General features: G+C 69.6%; 22 protein-coding genes. 6 read left to right on the top strand and 16 right to left on the bottom strand.

What is annotated here, in order from left to right; genetic code table 11:
- Positions 1-7 precede the first annotated feature (7 nt).
- On the top strand, positions 8-1,372 hold the full coding sequence (locus tag ABUE11_RS08990; protein WP_367068702.1) for a 3-deoxy-D-manno-octulosonic acid transferase: 1,365 nt from the start codon (positions 8-10) through the stop codon (positions 1,370-1,372).
- Positions 1,373-1,429: 57 nt separating this feature from the next.
- Complete coding sequence (locus ABUE11_RS08985) at positions 1,430-4,138, top strand: bifunctional acetate--CoA ligase family protein/GNAT family N-acetyltransferase (RefSeq protein ID WP_367068701.1); 2,709 nt, start codon at positions 1,430-1,432, stop codon at positions 4,136-4,138.
- A gap of 49 nt (positions 4,139-4,187) precedes the next feature.
- Here the strand turns inward: ABUE11_RS08985 and ABUE11_RS08980 are convergent, their stop codons facing one another.
- The 4 genes from ABUE11_RS08980 to ABUE11_RS08965 form a co-directional block, all read right to left on the bottom strand.
- Positions 4,188-5,546 (bottom strand): TolC family outer membrane protein, encoded by a 1,359-nt coding sequence (locus ABUE11_RS08980; protein ID WP_367068700.1) that lies wholly within the window; start codon positions 5,544-5,546, stop codon positions 4,188-4,190.
- A gap of 66 nt (positions 5,547-5,612) precedes the next feature.
- The gene (locus tag ABUE11_RS08975) at positions 5,613-5,951 is read right to left on the bottom strand and encodes a rhodanese-like domain-containing protein (protein WP_367068699.1); all 339 of its coding nucleotides are present in this window, start codon (positions 5,949-5,951) and stop codon (positions 5,613-5,615) included.
- Between the two features lie 23 nt (positions 5,952-5,974).
- Entirely contained in the window at positions 5,975-6,685 is a 711-nt protein-coding gene (locus ABUE11_RS08970; RefSeq protein ID WP_367068698.1) for a protein-L-isoaspartate O-methyltransferase, read from the bottom strand.
- Between the two features lie 47 nt (positions 6,686-6,732).
- Positions 6,733-7,392: a TetR/AcrR family transcriptional regulator gene (locus ABUE11_RS08965; protein WP_367068697.1), complete on the bottom strand. Its 660-nt coding sequence runs from the start codon at positions 7,390-7,392 to the stop codon at positions 6,733-6,735.
- Positions 7,393-7,524: 132 nt separating this feature from the next.
- Here ABUE11_RS08965 and msrA point away from each other — a divergent pair, with 132 nt between their 5' ends.
- From msrA to ABUE11_RS08950, 3 genes are all read left to right on the top strand, one after another.
- Positions 7,525-8,073, top strand: a complete 549-nt coding sequence (msrA, locus tag ABUE11_RS08960) for a peptide-methionine (S)-S-oxide reductase MsrA (RefSeq protein WP_367068696.1) — start codon at positions 7,525-7,527, stop codon at positions 8,071-8,073.
- Positions 8,074-8,109: 36 nt separating this feature from the next.
- The gene (locus ABUE11_RS08955; RefSeq protein ID WP_367068695.1) at positions 8,110-8,499 is read left to right on the top strand and encodes a hypothetical protein; all 390 of its coding nucleotides are present in this window, start codon (positions 8,110-8,112) and stop codon (positions 8,497-8,499) included.
- Positions 8,500-8,726: 227 nt separating this feature from the next.
- The gene (locus ABUE11_RS08950; protein WP_367068694.1) at positions 8,727-10,778 is read left to right on the top strand and encodes a TonB-dependent receptor; all 2,052 of its coding nucleotides are present in this window, start codon (positions 8,727-8,729) and stop codon (positions 10,776-10,778) included.
- Between the two features lie 25 nt (positions 10,779-10,803).
- Here the strand turns inward: ABUE11_RS08950 and pdxH are convergent, their stop codons facing one another.
- Together pdxH and ABUE11_RS08940 are read right to left on the bottom strand one after the other, a co-directional pair.
- Positions 10,804-11,472, bottom strand: a complete 669-nt coding sequence (gene pdxH / locus ABUE11_RS08945; protein WP_367068791.1) for a pyridoxamine 5'-phosphate oxidase — start codon at positions 11,470-11,472, stop codon at positions 10,804-10,806.
- A gap of 16 nt (positions 11,473-11,488) precedes the next feature.
- On the bottom strand, positions 11,489-12,082 hold the full coding sequence (locus tag ABUE11_RS08940; protein WP_367068693.1) for a gamma-glutamylcyclotransferase: 594 nt from the start codon (positions 12,080-12,082) through the stop codon (positions 11,489-11,491).
- A 66-nt stretch (positions 12,083-12,148) separates the two neighbouring features.
- On the opposite strand from ABUE11_RS08940, the gene ABUE11_RS08935 reads away from it, so the two are divergent.
- Positions 12,149-12,685, top strand: coding sequence for an OmpA family protein (locus ABUE11_RS08935; RefSeq protein ID WP_367068692.1), 537 nt, complete (start codon positions 12,149-12,151; stop codon positions 12,683-12,685).
- Positions 12,686-12,748: 63 nt separating this feature from the next.
- Here ABUE11_RS08935 and gloA read toward each other — a convergent pair whose 3' ends face one another.
- From gloA to hemC, 10 genes are all read right to left on the bottom strand, one after another.
- Positions 12,749-13,162 carry a lactoylglutathione lyase gene (gene gloA / locus ABUE11_RS08930; RefSeq protein WP_367068691.1) on the bottom strand — a complete coding sequence of 138 codons (414 nt, stop codon included), beginning with the start codon at positions 13,160-13,162 and terminating at the stop codon, positions 12,749-12,751.
- A 111-nt stretch (positions 13,163-13,273) separates the two neighbouring features.
- Positions 13,274-13,888 carry a hypothetical protein gene (locus ABUE11_RS08925; protein WP_367068790.1) on the bottom strand — a complete coding sequence of 205 codons (615 nt, stop codon included), beginning with the start codon at positions 13,886-13,888 and terminating at the stop codon, positions 13,274-13,276.
- Positions 13,888-14,523 carry an SCO family protein gene (locus ABUE11_RS08920; protein ID WP_367068690.1) on the bottom strand — a complete coding sequence of 212 codons (636 nt, stop codon included), beginning with the start codon at positions 14,521-14,523 and terminating at the stop codon, positions 13,888-13,890. Before ABUE11_RS08920 ends, ABUE11_RS08925 begins: the two co-directional genes overlap by 1 nt.
- A 7-nt stretch (positions 14,524-14,530) precedes the next feature.
- Positions 14,531-15,127: a cytochrome c gene (locus ABUE11_RS08915; protein ID WP_367068689.1), complete on the bottom strand. Its 597-nt coding sequence runs from the start codon at positions 15,125-15,127 to the stop codon at positions 14,531-14,533.
- A 13-nt stretch (positions 15,128-15,140) separates the two neighbouring features.
- Positions 15,141-15,788, bottom strand: coding sequence for a cbb3-type cytochrome c oxidase subunit II (locus tag ABUE11_RS08910; RefSeq protein ID WP_367068688.1), 648 nt, complete (start codon positions 15,786-15,788; stop codon positions 15,141-15,143).
- On the bottom strand, positions 15,778-17,433 hold the full coding sequence (locus tag ABUE11_RS08905; RefSeq protein WP_367068687.1) for a cbb3-type cytochrome c oxidase subunit I: 1,656 nt from the start codon (positions 17,431-17,433) through the stop codon (positions 15,778-15,780). Before ABUE11_RS08905 ends, ABUE11_RS08910 begins: the two co-directional genes overlap by 11 nt.
- Before the next feature lie 314 nt (positions 17,434-17,747).
- Positions 17,748-19,010: a heme biosynthesis HemY N-terminal domain-containing protein gene (locus ABUE11_RS08900; protein WP_367068686.1), complete on the bottom strand. Its 1,263-nt coding sequence runs from the start codon at positions 19,008-19,010 to the stop codon at positions 17,748-17,750.
- 20 nt (positions 19,011-19,030) lie between these two features.
- The gene (locus ABUE11_RS08895) at positions 19,031-20,113 is read right to left on the bottom strand and encodes a uroporphyrinogen-III C-methyltransferase (protein ID WP_367068685.1); all 1,083 of its coding nucleotides are present in this window, start codon (positions 20,111-20,113) and stop codon (positions 19,031-19,033) included.
- The gene (locus ABUE11_RS08890) at positions 20,103-20,927 is read right to left on the bottom strand and encodes a uroporphyrinogen-III synthase (RefSeq protein WP_367068684.1); all 825 of its coding nucleotides are present in this window, start codon (positions 20,925-20,927) and stop codon (positions 20,103-20,105) included. The genes ABUE11_RS08895 and ABUE11_RS08890 overlap by 11 nt, the downstream gene beginning before the upstream one ends.
- Positions 20,921-21,850 carry a hydroxymethylbilane synthase gene (hemC, locus tag ABUE11_RS08885; protein ID WP_367068683.1) on the bottom strand — a complete coding sequence of 310 codons (930 nt, stop codon included), beginning with the start codon at positions 21,848-21,850 and terminating at the stop codon, positions 20,921-20,923. Before hemC ends, ABUE11_RS08890 begins: the two co-directional genes overlap by 7 nt.
- Between the last annotated feature and the right edge of the window lie 80 nt (positions 21,851-21,930).

Genomic DNA, 21,930 nt, shown 5'->3' with positions numbered 1-21,930 from the left:
CCGCGCCATGCAGCGCCTGGCCCTCGCGCTCTACAGCCTGGCCCTGCGGCTGGCCCGGCCACTGCTCTTGCGCAAGCTGCGCCGGCGTGCGCGCACCGAGCCCGGCTACGCCCTGGCCGTGCCCGAGCGCTTTGGCCACTACCAACAGGCCCAACTGCGGCAGGACGAAGAAGGCGGGCAGGGCGGGCTGCTGGTGTGGATTCATGCCGTGTCGTTGGGCGAGACGCGCGCCGCGGCCATCTTGCTGCGCGAGCTGCGCGCGCAGCTGCCCGGCATGCGCCTCTTGCTCACCAACGGCACGGCCACGGGCCGCGCCGAGGGGGCCAAGCTGCTGCAGGGCGGCGACATCCAGGTCTGGCAGCCCTGGGACACGCCGGGCGCCGTGCGGCGCTTTCTGCGCCGGTTTCGCCCGGCGATCGGCATCCTCATGGAGACCGAGATCTGGCCGAATCTGGTGGCCGGCTGCCGCGCCCAGGGTGTGCCGCTGGTGCTCGCGAATGCGCGCCTGAACGCCAAGTCCCACGCGGGCGCGCGGCGCCTGGCATGGCTGTCGCGCCCGGCCTATGCGGGCCTGGCGGCCGTCTGGGCGCAGACCGAGCAGGATGCGCAGCGCCTGCGCGACCTGGGCGCACCCGTGGCCGGGGTGTTCGGCAACCTCAAGTTCGACGTGCAGCCATCGCCCGAGCTGCTGGCCCATGGCCGCGCCTGGCGCGACGCCACGCCCCGGCCCGTGGTGCTGCTGGCCAGCACGCGCGAGGGCGAGGAGGCGATGTGGCTCGAGGTTATCAAGCAAAAAATGCCTCCAGCGCCCGCCAGTCAAGCGCAACAAGCTATAAAAAATGAAGTGAACGCGCCCGTGCAATGGCTGCTCGTTCCGCGCCACCCGCAACGCTTTGACGAGGTCGAGCGCCTGTGCCGCGCCGCGGGCCTCTCCGTCTCCCGGCGCAGCCAGTGGACGGGCACGCCGCAGCCGGCCGATGTCTGGCTCGGCGACTCCATGGGCGAGATGACGCTGTACTACGGCCTGGCCCATGTGGCGTTGCTGGGCGGCAGCTTTGCGCCGCTGGGCGGGCAAAACCTGATCGAGGCCGCGGCCTGCGGTTGTCCTGTGGTCATGGGGCCACACACCTTCAACTTTGCCGAGGCCGCATGCCTGGCCGAGGAGGCCGGCGCGGCCGAGCGCGTGGCCGACATGGCCGAGGGCGTGGCCGCGGCAACGCGGCTGGCCCAGGACGCGCCGCGTCGCGCCGCATCGGCCGGGCGCTGTCTGGCCTTCGGTCAGGCGCACCGCGGTGCGGCCCGGGCGACGGCCGGGGCGGTGCGGCAGCTGCTGCAGGCGACGTCCGTTGTCGCGAATGCGTCATCGTCTTGACGTGGCGCAAGCCTTTGCGTGACAAGACGTAAGGGAATACCCGAGAATCTGCCCATCATGATGGACAAGCACTACCTCACGTCCCTGTTCTCGCCCGGCTCCGTCATCGTGCTGGCCGGTGACCCCGATGCGCCCGAGGCCCAGACGCCCCAGGCGCGCGCGCTGTGCGAGGCGATCAAGGCCCAGCGCTTCACGGGGCAGCTGCAGTTCTTCGACATCCACACGAGCGGCACGCTGGCCGACCTCGCGCAGACGCGCGCCGACCTGGCCATCATCGCCCAGCCCGCGCACGACCTGCCCGCGGCCCTGGAGGTGGCGGGGCGCATGAACTGCCGCTCGGCCCTGGTGCTTTCCAACGGCGTCGACGCCGCGCTCGCCGAGCAGCTGCGCAAGATCGCGCGGCGCGAGGGCATGCATCTGCTCGGCCCCAATTCGCTGGGCATGCAGCGCCCGTACCTGCAACTCAACGCCAGCGCGGCGGGCCCGATGGCGCGCGATGGCTCGCTGGCGCTGGTGTGCCAGTCGGGGGCGCTCACGGCCTCCATCCTCGACTGGGCGGCCAACAACGCCGTGGGTTTCTCCAGCGTGATCTCGCTCGGCCCCCATACCGATCTGGGCCTGAGCGAGGCGCTCGATTTCCTGGCCAACGATGCGCGCACGCAGAGCATCGTGGTCTACATGGAGGGCATTCAGGACGCGCGCCGCTTCATGAGCGCCGTGCGCTCGGCCGCCTTCGCCAAGCCGGTGGTCGTGCTCAAGGCCGGGCGCAAGCCCGCGGGCAACCAGGCGGCGCTCACGCACAGCGGCGCCATCGTCGGCAGTGACGATGTGTTCGATGCCGTGCTGCGCCGCGCCGGCGCCGTGCGCGTGCGCTCGTTCGTGGAGCTGTTCTCCGCCGCCAAATGCCTGGCCTCGCGCTACCGGCCCGTGGGCAGGCGGCTGGCCGTGGTCACCAATGGCGGTGGCCCGGGCGTGCTCGCGGCGGACTGGGAGAACGAGATCGGGCTCGACCTGGGGCGCCTGACCCCGCAGTCCTGCGCGGCCCTGGCGCCCAAGCTGCCGGCCCAGGCGTCGCTCGCGGACCTGATCGACGTGAGCGAGGAGGCCGGCCCCGAGCATTTCACGCTCGCGCTCAACGCGGCCTTCTCCGACCCGCAGGTCGACGGCGTGCTCGCCATCTTCTCGCCCAAGCCCGGCGGAGATCCCGACGCCATCGCCACGGCGCTGGCCGAGGCCAAGCGCCTGGCGCCCAAGCCGCTGCTGTCCTGCTGCATGGGCGACGCCAGCGTCGCTCAGGCGCGCAAGATCCTGCGCGAGGCGCAGATCCCCACGTTCCGCACACCCGAGGCGGCCGTGGGCGCGTTCGGCAACATCGCGTCCTTCTATCAGAACCAGCAGCTCTTGCAGCAGACGCCGCCGTCGCTCACCACGCTGGTCAAGCCCGACATCGAGGGGGCGCGCCTGGTGATCGAGAGCGTGCTGGCCGAGCGCCGCAACGTGCTCACCGAGATGGAGTCCAAGACGCTGCTCGCGGCCTTCCACATCCCGGTCACCAAGACGCTGCTGGCGCGCAACGCCCATGAGGCGATGATGATCGCCACGCAGCTCGGCTTTCCCGTGGCGCTGAAGATCCATTCCCCCGACATCGCGCACAAGTCCGATGTCGGTGGCGTGGCGCTCAACGTGCAGAACGGCGCCGCGGTGCGCGATGCCTACAACGACATGGTGCAGCGCGTGGCGCGCCTGCAGCCCGATGCGCGCATCGACGGCGTGACGGTGCAGAAGATGGCCCGGGCCCGCCGCGGGCGCGAGATCTGCATCGGCCTCGTGAGCGACGATCCGTTCGGCCCTGTCATCACCTTTGGCGCGGGCGGCACGATGATCGAGCTCATCAACGACCGCGCCATGGAGCTGCCGCCACTCAACCAGTTCCTCGCACGCAGCCTGATCGACCGCTCGCGCGTGGCCGAGACCCTGGGCGAATGGCGCGGCGCTTCGGCCGTGGACATGCAGGCGCTCGAGCAGGTGCTGCTGCGCGTCTCGGAGATGGTCTGCGCGCTGCCCCAGCTGCGCGAGATGGACATCAACCCGCTCATCGTCGACGAGCAGGGCGCCGTGGCCGTGGATGCGCGCATCGCGCTGCACGAGGCGGCCCATGCCAGCGGCGGCCGTGTCGAGAGCACGGGTTCGGGCCATTTCAGCCACCTGTCCATACACCCGTACCCGGCGCGCTACGAGCAGGTCTGGCCCCTGCGCGGCGGCGGCGAATGCCTGGTGCGCCCGATCCGCCCCGACGATGCGCAGATGGTGCAGCGCCTGGTCAAGGAGCTGTCGCCCGAGAGCCGCTATTTCCGCTTCGTCTCGCAGATCGCCGAGCTGCCGCCGACCATGCTCTCGCGCTTCACGCTCATCGACTACGACCGTGAGATGGCCCTCGTGGCGCTGCTGCGCGAGCGCGAGGTGGACGAGGAGGGCGAAGTCAGCCACAAGGAGCGCATCATCGGCGTGTCGCGCTACGTGACCAACCCCGATCACACGAGCTGCGAATTCGCGCTGCTCGTGGCCGACGACTTCGCGGGCAAGGGGCTGGGGTCCAGGCTGATGCACAGCATCATGGAGGTGGCACGCGACCGGGGCCTTGCAGAAATCCAGGGGCTGGTGCTGGCCAACAACCCGACCATGCTCAAGCTCATGCGCCGGCTGGGATTCGAGGTGCGTGCTTTCGACGAGGATCCGGACTTCAGGCTGGTCGTGCACCAGCTTTGAAGTGCTGTGAAGCGGGGCGACCGGCCCCGGCCAGCCCGGCAGGGGCTGGTCAGCGGGCCAGCAGCGCGTCCACGGCGGCCACGTCGGCCGGCGTCAGGGTGCCGGCCACCTGCTTCAGGCGCAGCGTGCCGACGAGGACGTTGTAGCGCGCACTCGCGAGGTCGCGCTTGGTCTGGAAGAGTTGGGTCTGGGCGTTGAGCACGTCGATGTTGATGCGCACGCCGACCTGGTAGCCGAGCTGGTTGGCATCGAGGGCGCTTTGGCTCGACGCCTCGGCCGCCTGCAGCGCCGCGACCTGGCTCAGGCCTGATTGCACGCCGAAGAACGCCGATCGTGCCGCCTGGGCCACGCTGCGGCGCGCGTTGTCGAGATCGGCCCTGGCCTTCTCCTCGAGCGACAGGGTTTCCTTCACGCGGTTCTGCACGGCAAAGCCGGCAAACAGCGGCAGGTTGAGCGCCACGCCCACGCTGGCGGAGTTCACGCGCCCGTGCATGCCGGGCATGGTGAGCGAGCCGTTGGGCGTGCGCTGCACGTTGTAGCCAGCCTGCAGATCCACCGTGGGCAGGTGTCCGGTCTCGGCCTTGCGCGTCTCGAGCCGGGCCATGTCCAGCGCCACCTGGGCCTGCTGCACCTGGGGCTGGTGGTCCTGCGCCGCGCGCACCCAGCTGTCGACATCCGGCGGCGCAACCGCGGGCAGCTGCACCGGCTGCGCGAGGGGCAGGGGGGCGACGCCCGAGCGTCCCACGAGCTGGTCGAGCGCCAGGCGCTTGACGCGCAGATCGTTGTCGGCGGCGATTTCCTGGGCCGTCACGAGGTCATGGCGCGCACGGGCCTCGCGTTCGTCGGTGATGGTGGCCGTGCCCACCTCGAAGTTGCGCCGCGCGAACGCGAGCTGCTCGGCCACCGCGGCCTTCTGTGCGCGCACGAAGCCCAGCGTGTCCTGCGCGGCCAGCACGTCGAAATAGGCCTGGGCCACGCGAACGATCAAATCCTGCTCGGCACCCTCGAGCTGGGCCTGGGCCAGATCCACGCCGCGCTGCCCCTGCTCGAAGCCTATGCGGTTCGCGGGGCGATAGAGCGGCTGGGCGGCCTGCACGCCCACGGTCTGGGTGGGGCCATGGACGTTCACCTGCGGCAGGGCGGGCGAGGACAGCTCGGAGCGCGCGTAGTTCACCTCGCCCACCAGGGCCGCGCTGGGCAGCAGCCCGGCACGGGCCTGTTCGGCACGGTTGCCAGCGGCCTGCAACTGCGCCTTGGCCGCGAGCCATGCGGCGTCGTAGCCGCGGGCCTGCTCCAGCAGTTCCGACAGGCTTTGCGCCTGCACCGAACCGGCCGCCAGCAGCGCGCACATGGCGCTTACGGCGCTCATGCCCAGGTGGGAGGAGAAAAGCCTCTGCAATGCTTTCATGGCGCTGTGGTGGTGCGGTGGTTGAATGGGCCGGAGTGCTGTGCTGGGTTGCGCGGCGCCTGTGGGTCAGTAGCGGGGAACGCCGGGATCGCGTTCCTGCGACCAGGCGTCGATTCCGCCCGAGATGTTGGCCACGCAGGCAAAGCCGCGCTGCACCAGAAATGCCGCCACGTGAAGGCTGCGCATGCCGTGGTGGCACAGGCAGGCCACGGGGCGGCTCGGGTCGAGCTCATCGAGCCGGGCGGGCAGCTCGCCCATGGGGATGGTGGCCAGCTCGAAGCCGTCGGCCGAGACGCTCGCCACCCGCAGCTCCCAGGGCTCGCGCACGTCGAGTACCAGGGGCTGCCTGGGTCCGTGCGCGATGAGCCAATCGGCGAGCTCGGCGGGACGCAACTGTTCCATCATGCGCGTGCGGGCGGGGCCGAGGCTCAGAACTTGAATGAGGAGGGTTCGGGGAAGTGGCGCAGGCGCGGCACGACCACATCCCAGGGCTGCGTGGTCTCGAAGCGCTCACCCTGGCGGCGCACGATGGTGGCACGCATCATGGGCGCCTGGCCCACGTATGCGCCCAGGCGCCCGCCGTCACGCAGCAGCGAGAGCAGCTTTTGCGGCACCTCGGCCACGGAGCCGCTGAGCACGATGACATCGAAGGGGCCGTCGGGAATCGGGTCGCGCGCGCCATCGGCCTGACGCACGTCGGCATTGGCGACACCGGCGCTGCGCAGGTTCTCGCGCGCGAACTCGACCAGGTCGGGGTCGATCTCCAGCGTCACCACGCGCTCGGCGCAGGCGGCCAGCAGGGCGGCCATGTAGCCCGAGCCGGCGCCGATCTCCAGCACGCGATCCGTGGGCTTGACCTGCAGGTCCTGCAGCATGCGCGCGTCCACACGCGGCGCGAGCATGACCTGGCCCAGGCGTTCGGCCTGCTGCGCGTCGGGGTTGAGCGGGATTTCGGTGTCGATGAAGGCCAGCCCCTGGTAGACGGGGGGCACGAAGTCCTCACGACGCACGCGGGCGAGCAGATCCAGCACACCGGCATCGAGCACGTTCCACGGACGGATCTGCTGCTCCACCATGTTGTAGCGGGCCTGCTCGACGGGGTCGTGGATGTCGGCGGACGTGTTCAGAGGCATGTTCATGGAGTACTCCGGGGGGGCGGTCACTGTGATCGGATAAACCCGTAATTCTAGGCCGAGCGAACGCTCAGCCCCTGTAAAACGTTGTCCGCCTGCAGGCGGATGTATTCCTCGGCCGAGAAGCGCGTGCCTTCGGGAATGCACAGGGACGGAACGGGCTGCGCAAACATCAGGAACATCAGCGGGGCGAGCACCAGGTAGACGGCATGGTCGGGGTCGATGCGGCGCAGCTCGCCGCGCTCCATGCCACGCTCGAGCACGCGGCGGATGAGCCTGTGGCCGGGCTCGACCACCTCCTGGCGATAAAACGTCGCGATCTCGGGGAAATTCTTTGCCTCGGCAAGCATGAGCTTGCCCAGGCCCACGGCCTTGGTCGATCCCACGCGCTCCCACCAGCTCTGAAAGCAGTAGCGCAGCAGATCGTCGGTGCTGCCCTCGTAGCTGTCGATCTCCAGGTCCCATTCGGGCATGCGGCCCGCGATGTTCTGCCGCACCACGGCCTTGAAGAGCTCCTGCTTGCTCGGGAAGTACAGGAACAGGGTGCCCTTGGAGACGCCGGCGCGCGCCGCGACATCTTCCACATGGGTGGCGGCGTAGCCTCTTTCGACAAACAGTTCCAGGGCCGCATCGAGCAGCTCGCCCGGACGCGCCTCCTTGCGGCGCCCGCGCCGGGTGGCGTCGGCGGCGGTGGTGGAGAGTTGATGTGACATTGATTACTGACCGTACGGTTAGTAATCCTAGCAACGGCCTCGGGGCGGTGTCAACGGCGGGCCGTCGCCTCACGCCCATCCGGACATCGCCATGTTTTCTATGATGTGCGCCTCTCTACAAGGAGCATGTCCATGTCCGACGGATTGCAGAGCATCACCCTCGCGGGAGGCTGTTTCTGGTGCACCGAGGCCGTATTCGACCGCGTGCGTGGCGTGATCGATGTGCAAAGCGGCTACGCCAATGGCCACACGGCCGCCCCCACCTACGAGCAGGTGTGCACGGGCAACACGGGCCATGCGGAGGTCGTGCGCGTGCGCTTCGACCCGACCCAGATCGGCCTGCGGCAGATCCTGGAGATCTTTTTTGCCACGCATGACCCGACCACGCTCAACCGCCAGGGCAACGACGTGGGCACGCAGTACCGCAGCGGCATCTACTACACCGACCCGGCGCACCGGCAGGTCGCGCAGGACATGCTGGACGAACTCGAGCGCGACGGGCAACTGGGCGCTCCCGTGGTGACCGAGCTCGCCGAGTTGCGCAGCTACTGGCCGGCCGAGGACTATCACCAGGACTACTTCGCCAACCACCCCGGGCAGGGCTACTGCGCCTTTGTCGTGGGGCCCAAGGTGGCCAAGTTTCGCAAGACCTTTTCCGAGCACCTGAAGCCCGGGGCCTGATTTTCGCGTTACCCTCGCGGGCCCATGCCACACCCAGTGCCATCCTCAACGCATTGCCCGCCGCTGACGCTGCTGCGTCGGCGTGCGGCGTTGGTGTGGCTGCTCCTGGCCCTGGTGCTCGCACCCGCGCTAGCGCGCATGCACCAGGTGCTGCACCTGCCCGGCGCGGGTGGCGCACCGGCGCTCGCGCACCCGCACGGGGCGGGAGGGCAGGCGCTCGACGCGCTGCATGCGCTGTTCGCCAACCATGGCGATGCCGGCTGCCAGGTGCTGGACCAGCAGACGCTGGTGGGCCCGGCGCTGGGCCAGGGCCCGGCGCTGGTGCAGGCCGAGCCGCAGCGGCCGCCCGCCGCGCCACCGGCGGCGACGCCCGCCCAACGCAGGGCGGCGCCATTTCATGCACGTGCCCCGCCCGTGAGTGCCTGAGAGGCTGAAAGCCTTTGCCTGAGGGCCCATCGCCCCGGCCCGCCGCAACAGTGGCGGGAAACTCTCGTTTTGATAGCTACCCGCGCTTGCTCAGCAAGCGCTGAAGCCGTTTTTCATTCAAATTTCAGTGCGGCTGCGCGCGGCCCGCGCACGCATGGGCGCGCGCGCTGTCGCCTTGTCACGGAACAAATCCAACCATGTATTCCCTTGTTTTTTCTGATCCTTCCATGCGCCATCCCCTGGCCTGGGCCGCCTGGCTGTGTCTGACGGCCGCGGCACCGCAGGTCCTTGCGCAGGACGCGTCCAGCCTGCCTGCGGTGACCGTGTCGGCGAGTGGCCTGTCGCTCGGCGTTGCCGAGATGACGCAGCCCGTCGCCGTGCTCGAGGGCGACGAGCTCGTGCGCCGGCGCGAGGCCACGCTGGGCGAGACGCTGGAGGGCGAGCCCGGCATCACCGCCAGCCATTTCGGCGCGGGGGCCAGCCGCCCCGTGATCCGCGGCATGGACGGCGCACGCGTGCGTGTGCTGTCCGATGGCTCGCCGCTGCAGGACGCCTCCACCGTCAGCCCCGACCACGCGGTGGTGGCCGAGCCGCTGCTGGCCACGCAGATCGAGGTGTTGCGCGGCCCCTCCGCGCTGGTCTATGGCGCGGGCGCTGTGGGCGGAGTGGTCAACGTGCTCGATGCCCGCGTGCCCACCGCCGTGCCCGAGCAGGGCTACACGGGCAGTGCCGAGCTGCGTGCCGGCAGCGCGGCACGCGAGACGGCCGGGGCCCTGGCGCTGACCGGCGGCGCAGGCCAGGTGGCCGTGCATGTCGAGGCCGCAGCGCGCGACGCGGGAGACTACCGCGTGGGCGGCGGCTGGGACGGCGGCCGCCATGTGCGCGGCAGCTTCAACCGCACCGAGGCGGGCAGCGTGGGCCTGTCATGGGTGGGCAGCCGCGGCTATCTGGGCATGGCCCTCACGCGCCAGACCGCCCGCTACGGCCTGCCGGGCCACAGCCACGGTTACGAGGGCTGCCACAGCCATGGCGACCATCTGCACTGCGGCAGCCATGGGGGCAACGATGACCACGACCACGATCACGATCACGATCACGATCACCTTGACAGCGTCCCCGTGGTGGACATGCGCAGCGAGCGCATGGACATCCGTGGCGAGCTGCGCGACCCCTTCGCGGGCTTTTCCGCGCTGCGCCTGCGCGCGGGGCTGACGGACTACCGGCATGACGAAGTGGAGGACGGCGCCGCCTCCACCCGCTTCAGCAACCGCGCGCACGACCTGCGTGTGGAACTGCAGCACGCCAGCGTCGCGGGCCTGCGCGGCCTGGTCGGCGTGCAGACGGCGCAGCGCAAGTTCAGCGCCGTGGGCGAGGAGGCCTATGTGCCGCCGACGCGCACCCGCCAGTGGGGCGTCTTTGCCCTGGAGGAATACCGCATCGGCGACTGGCACGGAGACTGGCGCATCGAGGCCGCGCTGCGCCACGACTGGCAGCACGCCGAGCTCGAGGACGGCACGGCCCGGCGCACGCACAAAGGCGCCTCGGCATCGCTGGGCGCCGTGTGGCGCTTCGCTCCCGGCTACGCGGCGGGCATCAGCCTCACGCACGCGCGGCGCGCGCCCACGGCGGAGGAGCTGTATGCGCGCGGCCTGCACCTGGCCACGTCCACCTATGAGCAGGGCGACGCCGACCTGCGCGCCGAACGCTCGCGCAACATCGACCTGAGCCTGCGCAAGACCAGCGGCGACACCACCTTCGACGTGAGCGTGTTCCGCAACCGCATCGGCAACTACATCCACGGCCGCACGCTTGACGAGCACGAGGGCCTGCAGCTGCTGCAGTACAGCCAGGCCGATGCCACGTTCACGGGCATCGAAGGCCGCGTGCGCCAGCAGCTGTCGCGCCAACTCGCGCTGACGCTGTCGGGCGACAGCGTGCGCCCGCATCTGGACGGCGGTGGCAGGCTGCCACGCATTGCGCCCGCGCGCGTGGCCCTGCGGCTGGACGCGCGCTGGCAGTCCTGGGAGGCGGACCTCGCGTGGGTGCAGGTGGCGCGTCAGCACCGCGTCGCGCAGTTCGAGACCGCCACCCCCGGCTACGGCATGCTGCACATGGGCCTGGCCTACAACGGGCGCACCAGCGCCGGCACGCCCTGGCAGCTGTACCTCAAGGGGCGCAATCTGACCGATCGCCTGGCCTACGCCCACACCTCGTTCATCAAGCATGCCGCGCCGCTGGCCGGGCGCAATCTGACGCTGGGCGTGCGCGTGTCGTTCTGAGGCAGCGGGAATGTGGGGCAGTCGCTCAGGGTGCCAGCCGTTCGCGCACCCAGGCGCCTGCCTCCAGACGGTAGCTCAGCCGGTCGTGCAGCCGGCTCTTGCGGCCCTGCCAGAACTCCCACCGGTCGGGCCGCAGGCGATACCCGCCCCAGTGCGGCGGGCGTGGAGGGTGCAGCAGAAACTGCGCGCCGTACTTGGCGGCATTGGTCACCAGCACGCTGCGGCCCGGGATGACCTGGCTCTGCGGGCTGGCCCAGGCGCCGATGCGCGAGTCCAGCGGGCGGCTCTGGAAGTACTGGTCGCTCTCCTCGGCGCTGACCTTCTCCACCACGCCCTCGATGCGCACCACGCGCTCGAGCTCCACCCAGTGAAACTGCAGTGCTGCAAAGGGGTTGCCCGCGAGCTGGCGTCCCTTGCGGCTGTCGTAGTTGGTGTACCAGACGATGCCCGCGGCGTCGTAGCCCTTGATGAGCACGACACGCGTGCTCGGGCGCAGGTCGCTGCCCACGGTGGCCAGGGTCATGGCGTTGGGTTCCTGCACCTGGGCCGCCATGGCCTCGTGCAGCCATTGGTCGAACTGTTGCAGCGGGTCGGCGTGGGAGGCGTCTTCGCTCAACTCGGCGCGTTCATAGCTCTTGCGCAGGTCGGCGATGGAGGAGGAAAGGGGGCTTTTGCTCATGGCGCCATTGTGCAGCCGCTTATGCCGTCGCTCAGTCGGCCGCGCGTGTCAAGGCGATCAGGCGCGCCAGTGCGCGGTCGCGTATGCCCATGCGCTGCAGCTCGGCATGCGTGGCCTCGGCATAGTCGCGCGTGCTGCCATAGATGCCGCTGGCCTGGGCAAAGATGCGGCGGTACTCCTCGTCGGCCAGCACGCCCGTGTAGCTCGGGCTGCGCCGCGACAGGGTGAAGGCGAGGGCGCGCACCTGGCCGTGCGGCGTCTGGCAGGGCAGCCAGCGCGGGTCGTAGACGCCCAGCACCATCTCGCGCTGCCACAGATTCACCATTACCTGGCGCGCGTGGCCGCACGCCACGCGAAACACCATGCCACGGCAGCTGCCACCGGGCAGCATGCCGAACACGAGACCCGGGCAGTCGGGCGTGCCACGGTTGACGCGGCTCCACATCTTCAGCGCACGGTGCCAGCCATGCACCTTGCCGGGCCGGCGCTCGACGAAGTCGAAATCCGGGCGCCAGATCAGCGAGCCATAGCCAAAGATCCACAGGTCTTCGTGTCCGCCCCATTCATCGAGCGTGCGCTCGAGCATGGGGGCGGGGTCGCGCAGGGGGGCGGCAAGCGGGGGCATGGCGAGACTCTACAATCCACGGGTTTTGTCCAACGCGTCCATTATTCATTCACGGGAGTACTCACCATGTCCTTCAGCAGTTCCGACGACGACAGCCAGCAACGCTTCGCACTCGGGTTCCTCTTTGCCCTGATTGCCCTGGTGGTCTCCACCGTGGTCGGTGTGGTGGTCTACAAGCGCGGCATCGCCCATGCCCCCACGGCACCTGCGGCCGCGGCGGCCGGCGCGGGCGCGGCCGCAGCTCCTGGCTCGGTGGTCGTGGTCGATGACGCGGCAACGGTGGTCGTCGAGGGTGGTGTGGTGAAGTTCTACTTCGCCACCGGCAAGGCCGATCTGGCCGCCGGTGCCAACGAGGCCCTGGCCGAGATCGTCAAGGGCGTGGTCGAGGGCGGCAAGACGGCCGTGGTCTCGGGCTTTCACGATGCCACGGGCGACGCCGCGTTCAATGAGGAGCTGGCCAAGCAACGCGCGCTGGCCGTGCGCGAGGCACTCACGGCGCTGGGTGTGGCCGAAGACAGAATCGAGCTGAAGAAGCCCGAAGTCACCCAGGGCAGCGGCAGCAATGCCGAGGCGCGTCGCGTGGAAGTCGTGCTGGCGCCCTGACGCGGCCCCTACGCGAGAAAGACTAGAAAGCCCGGGATGCCCGGGCTTTTTTGTGCTCAGCGTTCAGCGAAGACCGCCTCCGGCCGCGTCGCTGGCGCGCTGTATCAGTTCGATCTTGTAGCCATCGGGGTCGGTCACGAACGCGATCACCGTGGTGCCGCCCATCACGGGGCCTGCCTCGCGCGTGACCTGGCCGCCGGCCGCCTTGATCCGTTCACAGGCCGCATAGGCGTCCGGCACGCCTATGGCGATATGACCGTAGGCCGTGCCGAGCTCGTAGCTCTCGACGCCCCAGTTGTAGGTCAGCTCGATCTCGGCCTGGCCGGGGTTGCCGCCCTCGAAGCCGACAAAGGCCAGCGAGTACTTGTACTCGGGGTTGTCCGACGTGCGCAGCAGCTGCATGCCGAGCACTTGGGTGTAGAAGTCGATGGAGCGCTGGAGATTGCCAACGCGCAACATGGTGTGCAGAACTCTCATGGCCGCCATTGTGCCGGACACGGCTATGGCTTCGGCCGTGCCGCCCATGGCAACTCGGGCGCTTGGGGCGCCGGCTTCGGGCTCATCGAGGTTGGCGCCGTGGCGATGCGATCACTGCGGCGTCGCGTCCGTCAGCCGACCATCCTCGCGCCGAATCAACTGCCAGGCGACATGGGCCAGCCAGGCGATGCCAACCAGGGCCGCCAGGCCAATGAGCCAATGACCCAGGCGTATCTGGTCGTCCTGCAGATAGGCGTTGCACAGGCGCAGGGGCGAGTCGACGTAGAGCTGGCCGACGACCACCATCATGGGCAGCTGCATGCCCAGGAAGAAGGCCTGCACCACCATTCCCGCGGCGCGCCAGGACAGGCGCAGCAGCCCGCCTGCCAGAAGCAATGCCATGCACTTGGCCACCTCTATGCCTGCGTCACGCAGCGCGAGGTCGAGCACGCGCGGCACCATGAGCACCGACAGCACCACACCGAGCGCCACCAGACCGGCGATGCCATGGGCGTTGCAGCGGGCAATGCCGCCACGCAAGCGCGGCGGCAGCGCGGCGGCCAGAAGCGCGCCCGTGAGCAGCCACAGCGGGAACTGCAGCAGCATGTGGCGCCACATGCTGGCCTGCAGCCAGTCGCGCAAGGCCGGGATGGCCAGCAGCGCCGCCAGCAGCAGGCCCGCCAGGGCCTGCCTGGCGGGTGTGGCGCATGCGCGCGGCGGCAGCATCACGGTGCGCTCCGTGCGAGGTGGCGCGCATAGTCCAGCGCCAGCTGCTGCTCTGCCAGATCGAAGATGCGCACCATGCGGCCGTGCCGGTCGAAGATGAGCAGCGCCGCATTGTGTTCATAGTCGCCCCGGCCGTCGGGTATCACGACCACGCCCAGGCTGCGCAGCAGGGCCTGCTGCTGCCGGGGATCGGGTACGCGGACAAAGCGCCACAGGTCGCCGTCGGCGCGCAGGCCCGCGGCGTAGGCGGCCAGTTGGGCGCGGTCATCGCGTGCGCCGTCAAAGCTGATGGAGAGCAGCCGCACGCCCGATGGTTTCCCCTCCGCCCGATCGGCCTGCAAGGCCGCCTGCAGTTGCTGAAAGCTGCTGCCGAGCGACAGGCAGACGGTCTCGCAATGCGTGTAGAAGAAGTCGACGATGGTGACCGCGCCACCGTCGGTCAGCAGCGAGGGCAGCGGTGCGGCCTGCATCTGCGGACCCTCGACGCGCACGTCCGGCGCCGGCACGGGCCGCAGCGCGACCTCCAGGCGACGCGCGCCTTCGTCGGTCCAGACCTGGAAGTCATAGGTGAGCCAGCGCGCCGTGGCCACGCCGCCGAGCACCAGCAGGGCGCTCAACAGGGCGGTGCGCCACATGGCCGGGTCACTGGGTCAGGGCCTTGAGTGCCGCCTCGCCTTCGAACGGGGTCTTGCGGTCTGCTCCGGCCTTGCGCTCGTCCTCGAACAGCTTCGCATCCAGCGGATCCCCCTTGTTGGACCAGCTGCTGCGGATATAGCTGGCCACGCCGGCGAGCTCGGCGTCGGACAGCTGGGCGAAGCTGGGCATGGCGCCCTGGTATTTGTTGCCCTTGACGGTGATGTCGCCCGTGATGCCGTGCAGCAGGATGTTGGCCAGCACGCGTGGCTCGCCCTGCACCCATTCCGACCCGTCCAGCGGCGGGAACACCCCTGGCAGGCCCGCGCCCGTGGCCTGGTGGCAGGCCGCGCACTGGGCCGCAAAGATGGCCTTGCCGTCCACGGCCGCGCCGGCGGCGGGTGCGGCCGGGCCGGAGAGCTCGGCCCGTGTGCGCTGATCGCCATACTGGGAGAGCGTGAGGGGCTCGGTGTTCAGGATGTAGATCACCGCCCAGACCACCATGGCCGCCGCAATCAGCAGGGCCACGAGGGGCATGGGGCGGACGGCCTCTTCGGGGTCTTCGTTCTCGCGCTGTTGTGCGCGTGTGACCGGGTCTTGGCTCATGGTCACAGTCCTTTCAAGAAGCGGGCGTGGGCTGGGGCGCCGGCGTCGCGGAGGAGGTCTTGGCGCCCGAGGCCTCGTGCGGCTCGGGTGGCAACACCGGATAGTCGCGCTTGAGTGCCTGCAGGTACTTCACGAGGTCGAGCGCCTCGGGCGTGGGCACCACGACCTTGCCCGCGGGCGTGTAGCCGGGCGGCAGCTTGATGGGCTCCTCGCCGGGTTCGGCCTTGTCCTTGATGTCGAAGAGATAGGGGTAGGAGGGCATGATGGAGCCCGGCACATAGGCGCGCGGCTGGTACAGATGGCCCAGGTGCCAGTCCTTGCTGGGCTGGCGCACGCCGATGTTGAACAGGTCCGGGCCCGTGCGCATGCTGCCCAGCAGATGCGGCTTGTCGTAGAAATAGTCACCCGGCACCGAGGCACGGCCCCAGCCGCGCTTGGCGTCGGGGGCGAAGCTCTCCGAGCGCGGCTGCTGGCTGTGGCAGTAGACGCAGCCGTTGGCGATGTAGGTCGCGCGTCCGCGCAGCTCGGCGCTGGTATAGGGCTTGAGGCCCTCGGGGGGCTTCACATCGCGCACCTGCGCATAGGGCAGGATCACCAGGGCAGAGACGGCGATGGCAAAGGTCACCATGGCCCCTGCGGTCAGTTTGCTTTCATTCTCCATGAGCGAGCTCCACCGCCTTGGGTTGGTTAGAGAACAGTGCGGCGCCGGCACGATCGGGGCCGAAGCGCAGCGCCATGGCCAGGAAGTGGAAGACGAACACCAGATGGCTTGCGACCATCAGGCCGCCGCCGACGCTGCGCCATTGCAGCCACGGAATCGTCACCGCCACGGAGTCCATGAATGGGCGCGACTCGTCGAGCATGGCCAGGCCCTGCAACCAGCCGCCGTAGGTCAGGCCCACGAAATAAATCATGATGCCGATCGCGGCGAGCCAGAAATGCCAGGAGATCAGCCTGGGGAAGGGCCATTCCCAATGCATGATGCGCGGCATGATGAAGTAGATGGCGCCAAACAGCACCATGGTCACGAAGCCATAGGCACCGAGGTGCGCGTGGGCCACGGTGAAATGCGTGAAGTGGGCCACCTGCTGCACCGAGCGCAACGCCTCGAACGAGCCCTGCAGCGACGACAGCAGGTACATGAGCCCGCCGAACATCATGAAGCGCAGCGTGGGCGAATATTTCGCCAGGCGCATGCGGCCCCTCATCGTCAGCCCCATGTTGATGGAGAAGGCGAGCACCGGGATGATCATCATCATGCTCTGCACGATGGACAGCGTGATGAGCCAGCCGGGCACCGGCCCACCCACGAGGTGGTGGCCGCCCACCTGGGCGTAGAAGAAGGCCAGCGTCCAGAAACCCAGGATGGACAGGTTGTACGAGCGTATGGGCCGCGCGATGATCTTGGGCAGAAAGTAGTAGATGGCGCCGACGGCCACGGGCGTGAACCACAGGCCCAGCACGTTGTGGCCGTACCACCAGTTCATGGCGGCCTGCTGCACGCCAAAGTGCACACCCGGCATCTTGCCGACGATGAACAGCAAGGTGATCCACAGCAGGCCGGCCGTGTGGTACCAGGTCGTGACATACAGCGATTCGACCTTGCGGTTGGCCATGGTGTACATCACCGGGCCGATGATGCAGACCATGCCGGCTGCAAAGAAGATGCCGATCTGCCAGGGCATTTCCAGGTATTCGAGGCCGTCGGTCCAGCCCGCGCCGATGGCGCCTATGCCGCTGGCAATTGCGGTGTTGACAAGGGCTCCGCCCATCATGATCCACATCGAGCCGATCAGCGGCCGGCGCAGCAGACGCGGCATGAGCCAGATGATGATGGCGAGTTCGGCGTTGGTGATCCAGCCATAGAGCACGGCGGTCAGGTGCACGGTGCGGATGCGGCCAAACGTCATCCAGGCCTCGCTCACCAGCCAGTCGGGCCAGTGCAGCTTGAGGGAGGCCGTCAGGCCCGCGATGCCGCCAAACAGCAGCCACATGCAGGCGAAGGCAATGAACATGAAGACCGGAAAGGCGCTGGAGCGGTCGGCGGCGACGCGGTCCTCGATCTCGGCCGCATCGGGCAGATGCGTGGAATCTCCGGGCTCGGTGGCCGCGGCCTGAAAGTGCTGCTGCCCGGCGGCGCCCAGCGCGGGGTCGTCGATGTGACCGATCTCACCCTTGGCGAAGATGGCCGAGGCGGCCTTGGGGTTCTCGACGAGAAGGCCCTTGCGCAGCGACCAGATGAAGACGAACAGCCCAATGATGGACAGAAGGAAGGCGCCCAAAAGGCTCAAAACGGCACTGTCCATGGTGGGGTCCTTTTTACTTCGGTCGACATGTTTTACGCCCCTCGGTTGATGTGACGCAACAGTCTTGTTGTGACATCGTGCTAGCGAGGGAGGGCGCCATCTTAATGTTCATTCGCAACGAATGTTTGTTTGCGTACAAACCCATGCCTGCAGCGTTGGTTCAGTCCGTGACGCGAGGCGATGCCGCGGGCTCAGGCCGTGGGGGAGGTGGTGGCGCAGCCACGCGGGGCACGCGGCAGGGGCGCGCCCAGGACGGACACTGTGATGTCGACGATCGAGGCCCGCGGGGGGGCCGGCGAGGGGCGGCGCCCCGGCTACTGCTGGGCCGCCTGTTTCCAGGCGTCGGCTGCGGCCGCGGCATCGCCGCGCTGCTCGGCCAGCTGCGCCAGGTGGCGCCATGCATCGGCGCGCAAGGCCGTGTCGGTAAGTCGCTGCGTGGCCTGGCTCAGCTGCTGCTGCGCCTTGCCCCAGAGCTCGCGCTCGAGGCAGGCCATGGCCGAGAGGTACTGCAGCCGTGCATTGCGGGGATCGGACTTCTGCGCCGACTCGATGCGTGCCAGCCACTGCGCGTCCAGGCCCCGCAGGCTGGCGGCAAGCGCGCGCACCACGCGCAGCTGCTGGGTGTCGGGCAACTCGCGCATGCGCTCCCACACGGGCAGCAGCCAGGCGCGCACCTGACCTGCGTCACCGCCGAGCAGCACCAGGCGCTGGGCCGCGTGCACGGCGACTTCGGGCATGGCGCGTTCGCTGTTTTCCAGGTCCAGCCAGATGCGCTGCAACTGCGCGGGATCATGGGCGCCGTTGATCAGCTCGATGATCAGGCCGCGCACGATGCTCTCGGCCGCGGCGGGCGTGAATGCGCGGTGCTTGCCCAGCAGGCGAGCGGTTTCCAGGGCCTGCTGCGTCTGGTGCGACAGGCGCGCCGCCTTGAGCCGCGCACGCAGCGCCAGCGTGCGCCGCGCCGTGCCCGCGGGCAGGGTGGACAGGCGCTCGAGCGCCGTATCCGCATCGCGCTCGTCGAGCGACCAGCGCGCGGCGCGCAGCTGCGCGCCTTCGCGCAACTCCAGCATGGAGGCCGGCAGACGTTCGGGGAGGCTGTCCATCGCCTGTTGCAGATGCTCCTCGCGTATGGTGCGGTCCTGCAGCGCATGCGAGCTCTCGGCGGCCACCAGATGGGCCAGGGTACGCAGCTGGCGCCCATAGGGCAGGGCGTGGCTGGCCTCTTCGAGCGCCTGTTCCTGGGTGATGGCGGACTCGGCCGCCTTGCGCGCGCGCAGGAAACGTCCGGCCAGCATCTGCGAGAGCGCATCGAGCAACGCGCCATGCATGGCGCGCTCCTTCTGCAGCAATCGCCAGCGGCGCGCCTGCACCGGCAGCTGCAGCAGCGTGGACATGCCGCGCAGCGCCCCGTACAGCAGGGTGAAGCCACCCACGAGCAGCACCAGCACGAGATTGAGCGATAGATCGACGCGGTAGGGCGGCCAGAACACCGTGACCGTGCCCTGGTTGTTGCCCACGAAGAGCGCGACCGCGACGGCCGCGCCAAACAATGCCAGAAACCAGAGTGCTGCACGCATGGTTGGTGTCCTGCTGCCGGTCAGCGCCCGGCCGCGGCCGTGGCCAAGGCGGCAAAGCTGTCTTCGAGCTGCGGCATCTCGGCGGTCTTGACATGGGCCTGCAGCTGCTGGAGCTCCGTCGCGGCCTTCTGGGTTCGACGTGACGCGGGGTCGAAATAGCGGTTCAACGCGCCGGTCACGGCGGCCAGATCGGTGCGGGCCGAATCCGTGCGTCGCGCGAGCAGGGCGAGGCGCACGTTGAGCAGCCTGAGCTTGAGGTTCTCGCGCAGGAAGAACGCCTGGTCGGGCGCGAGCAGCATGGCGTCGGGCTGGTCCACGCGGCTGATGCGCACCAGGCCGCGCGCCTCGTCGCGCACGGCCTCCCAGCCGCGACGCAGCGTGCCCCGCCAGCGGGACTCATCGGCCGGGGCCGATGGCGCGGCGGACTCCTCCTTGTCCGTCTGGCGGCGCATGAGGGCGGCCTGCGCCACATGGTTGATGAGCGGCAGATCGTCCACCTGGCGCACCAGGTCGTCGATGCGCGCGAGCTGACCGTCCGTGTCGGTGACGGAGACCTGCTCCAGCCGCTCAAGGTCCTGCGCCATGGCGCGCTGCACCGGGGCCAGCCGCGGTTGGGCCGCGCGTTCTATGCGCTGGCTGGCACTCTTGAGCGCGGCAACGAGCGGCTGCAGGCTGCCCGTCAGCTGCGCCTGCTGCTGGGCCATGCGCAGGCCGGCCTCGATGTCTATGACCAGGTTCTCATCGCGTGTGCGCGACAGGCTCTGGATGAGTTCCTCGAGCTGCGTGCGCTGCACGGTGACCTCGCCCAGGCGTGCCTCGGCCACGGCCAGGCGCGCGGCGGTCTCGCGCGAGAGGTCTTGTGCCTGCTGTGCCATGGTGCGGGCCTCGACGGCCTGGGCGCCCGAGTCGGCCGACTGGCGCGCGAGCTGTTCCTGAATCGAGGTCAGGCGCTGCCACAGCAGTACCGAGCTCACGAGTGCGGCGATCATGACGATGGCCAGCGCGTAGAGCGCCGCGCCGCCCCCGCTGTGACTGGCGGGTGGGGCAGTCCTGGCCGCGGACGGCATGCCTGCGGAAGGCTCGGGAACAGACTCAGTGCTCATGCGGCGATTCTATCGACGCGGCCACCTCGTTGAAGGCTGGCCGGCATTGCATCACCTGGCCAAAACCGGCCTCGCGCGCGGCCTGGGCAATGCGCGGGTGGGTGGCCAGGGCGCGCGCGCGGCTCCAGTCCTGCCCGGGCAGCGCGGCGGCCAGATGCGCCACGGCCTCCGAGCTGCTCAGCAGCCAGATGGAGCCGTCGCCCGCGGCGCCGCGCGCCAGCGCCAGCTGGTCGGCATCGAGGGTGGGCGCGCGGCGCTCGTAGGCGGCGACGAAGTCCACGGCCCCGCCTGCGGCGCCGATCTGCGCCGCGAGCCAGTCGCGGCCCGTGCCGCCCGCGGCGCCGGGCTCGCTGGTGCCGCGCACGATGAGCACGCGGTCGCCCGGGCCTATCTGCCCGGCCACGACCTGCCACAGCGCCTCGGAGTCGTACTGCGCCGCGTCGGCGCCGGGGGCGTCGATGCGCTCGCCGGGCACCCCCGCATCGCGCAGCATGGCCACCGTGCCGGGGCCGGGCGCCCATACTCTCGTATTGATAGCTGTCAGCGCTTGCTGGCAAAGCGCGGGAACCTGATTTGACTCAAAGAAATGCTGGGCCGCATTGCCGCTCACAAACATCACCGCACGGTAGCGTCCCATCTGCTCGCGCGCCTGCTCCAGGGCCTGGCGCAGCGCCGGGCTGTGCACCGCCGTGATGGCGATCAGCGGCAGCGCGCTGGCGGCAATGCCGCGCGCCTGCAGGCGGGCCACCCATTGCGCGGCCTCGCGCTCGGGGCGCGTGACGATGGCGCGCGGCGGCTTGCTGCCCATCAGCATGCGGCGACGGCGCCGGCCTCGCGCAGCCTTGCGGCCACGGCCAGGCCCAGGGCGTCGGCCTCGTCCAGAGTGGCAACGCGGGCCGCGCCTTCGGCGCGCACCAGGGGCAGCCGGCCCTCGATGTCGCCCCAGGCGGCCTCAAGGCGCAGCTCGTCGCCGCTCCACTGTCCGTGTGCGGCCAGGGGCATGGAGCAGCTGCCGCCCATGGCGCGGCTCACGGCGCGTTCGGCCGTCACCGTGAGCCAGGTGCGCTCGTGCGCGAGCGGCGCCAGCGCCGCGCGCAGGTCGTCGCGCTGGCTGCGGATCTCTATGCCCAGGGCGCCCTGGCCCGCGGCGGGCAGCATTTGCGTGGGCTCGAAGATGCTGCGGATGCGTTCGTGCAGGCCCAGGCGCTTCAAGCCGGCGGCGGCGAGCACGATGGCGGCGTACTGCCCCTCGTCGAGCTTGCGCAGCCGCGTCTGCACGTTGCCGCGCAGCGGCTCTATCCTGAGGTCCGGGCGCAGCGCCTGCAGCAGCACCTGGCGGCGCAGGCTGGATGTGCCGACGACCGCACCCTGCGGCAGCTCGTCCAGCGTGGCGTAGCGCGGCGAGACGAAGGCGTCGCGCGGATCCTCGCGCTCCATGACGCAGGCCAGGGCAAAGCCGCCCGGCAGCTCCATGGGCACGTCCTTGAGCGAGTGCACGGCGATGTCGGCGCGGCCTTCTTCGAGCGCGACCTCGAGCTCCTTGACGAACAGGCCCTTGCCGCCCACCTTGGACAGGGTGCGGTCCAGGATCTGGTCGCCGCGCGTGGTCATGCCCAGGAGCGACACGCTGTGCCCGCGCGCGGCGAGCAGGGCCTGCACATGCTGGGCCTGCCACAGGGCAAGCTGGCTTTCGCGGGTGGCGATGACGATGGGGGGGAGGGCGCTATCGTGGGTCATGTCGGCAGTCTTGCGGGCCCCGTGAAGTCTGGGTCAGGGCAACCGGGGATGCTAGCATGCTGCACTGCAACACCCGCTGA

The organism is Oryzisolibacter sp. LB2S (assembly GCF_040732315.1).
Lineage (GTDB): Bacteria > Pseudomonadota > Gammaproteobacteria > Burkholderiales > Burkholderiaceae_C > Alicycliphilus > Alicycliphilus soli.
Note: the sequence above shows the minus strand (reverse complement) of the source record. Positions and strands in the feature narration are given on the sequence as shown.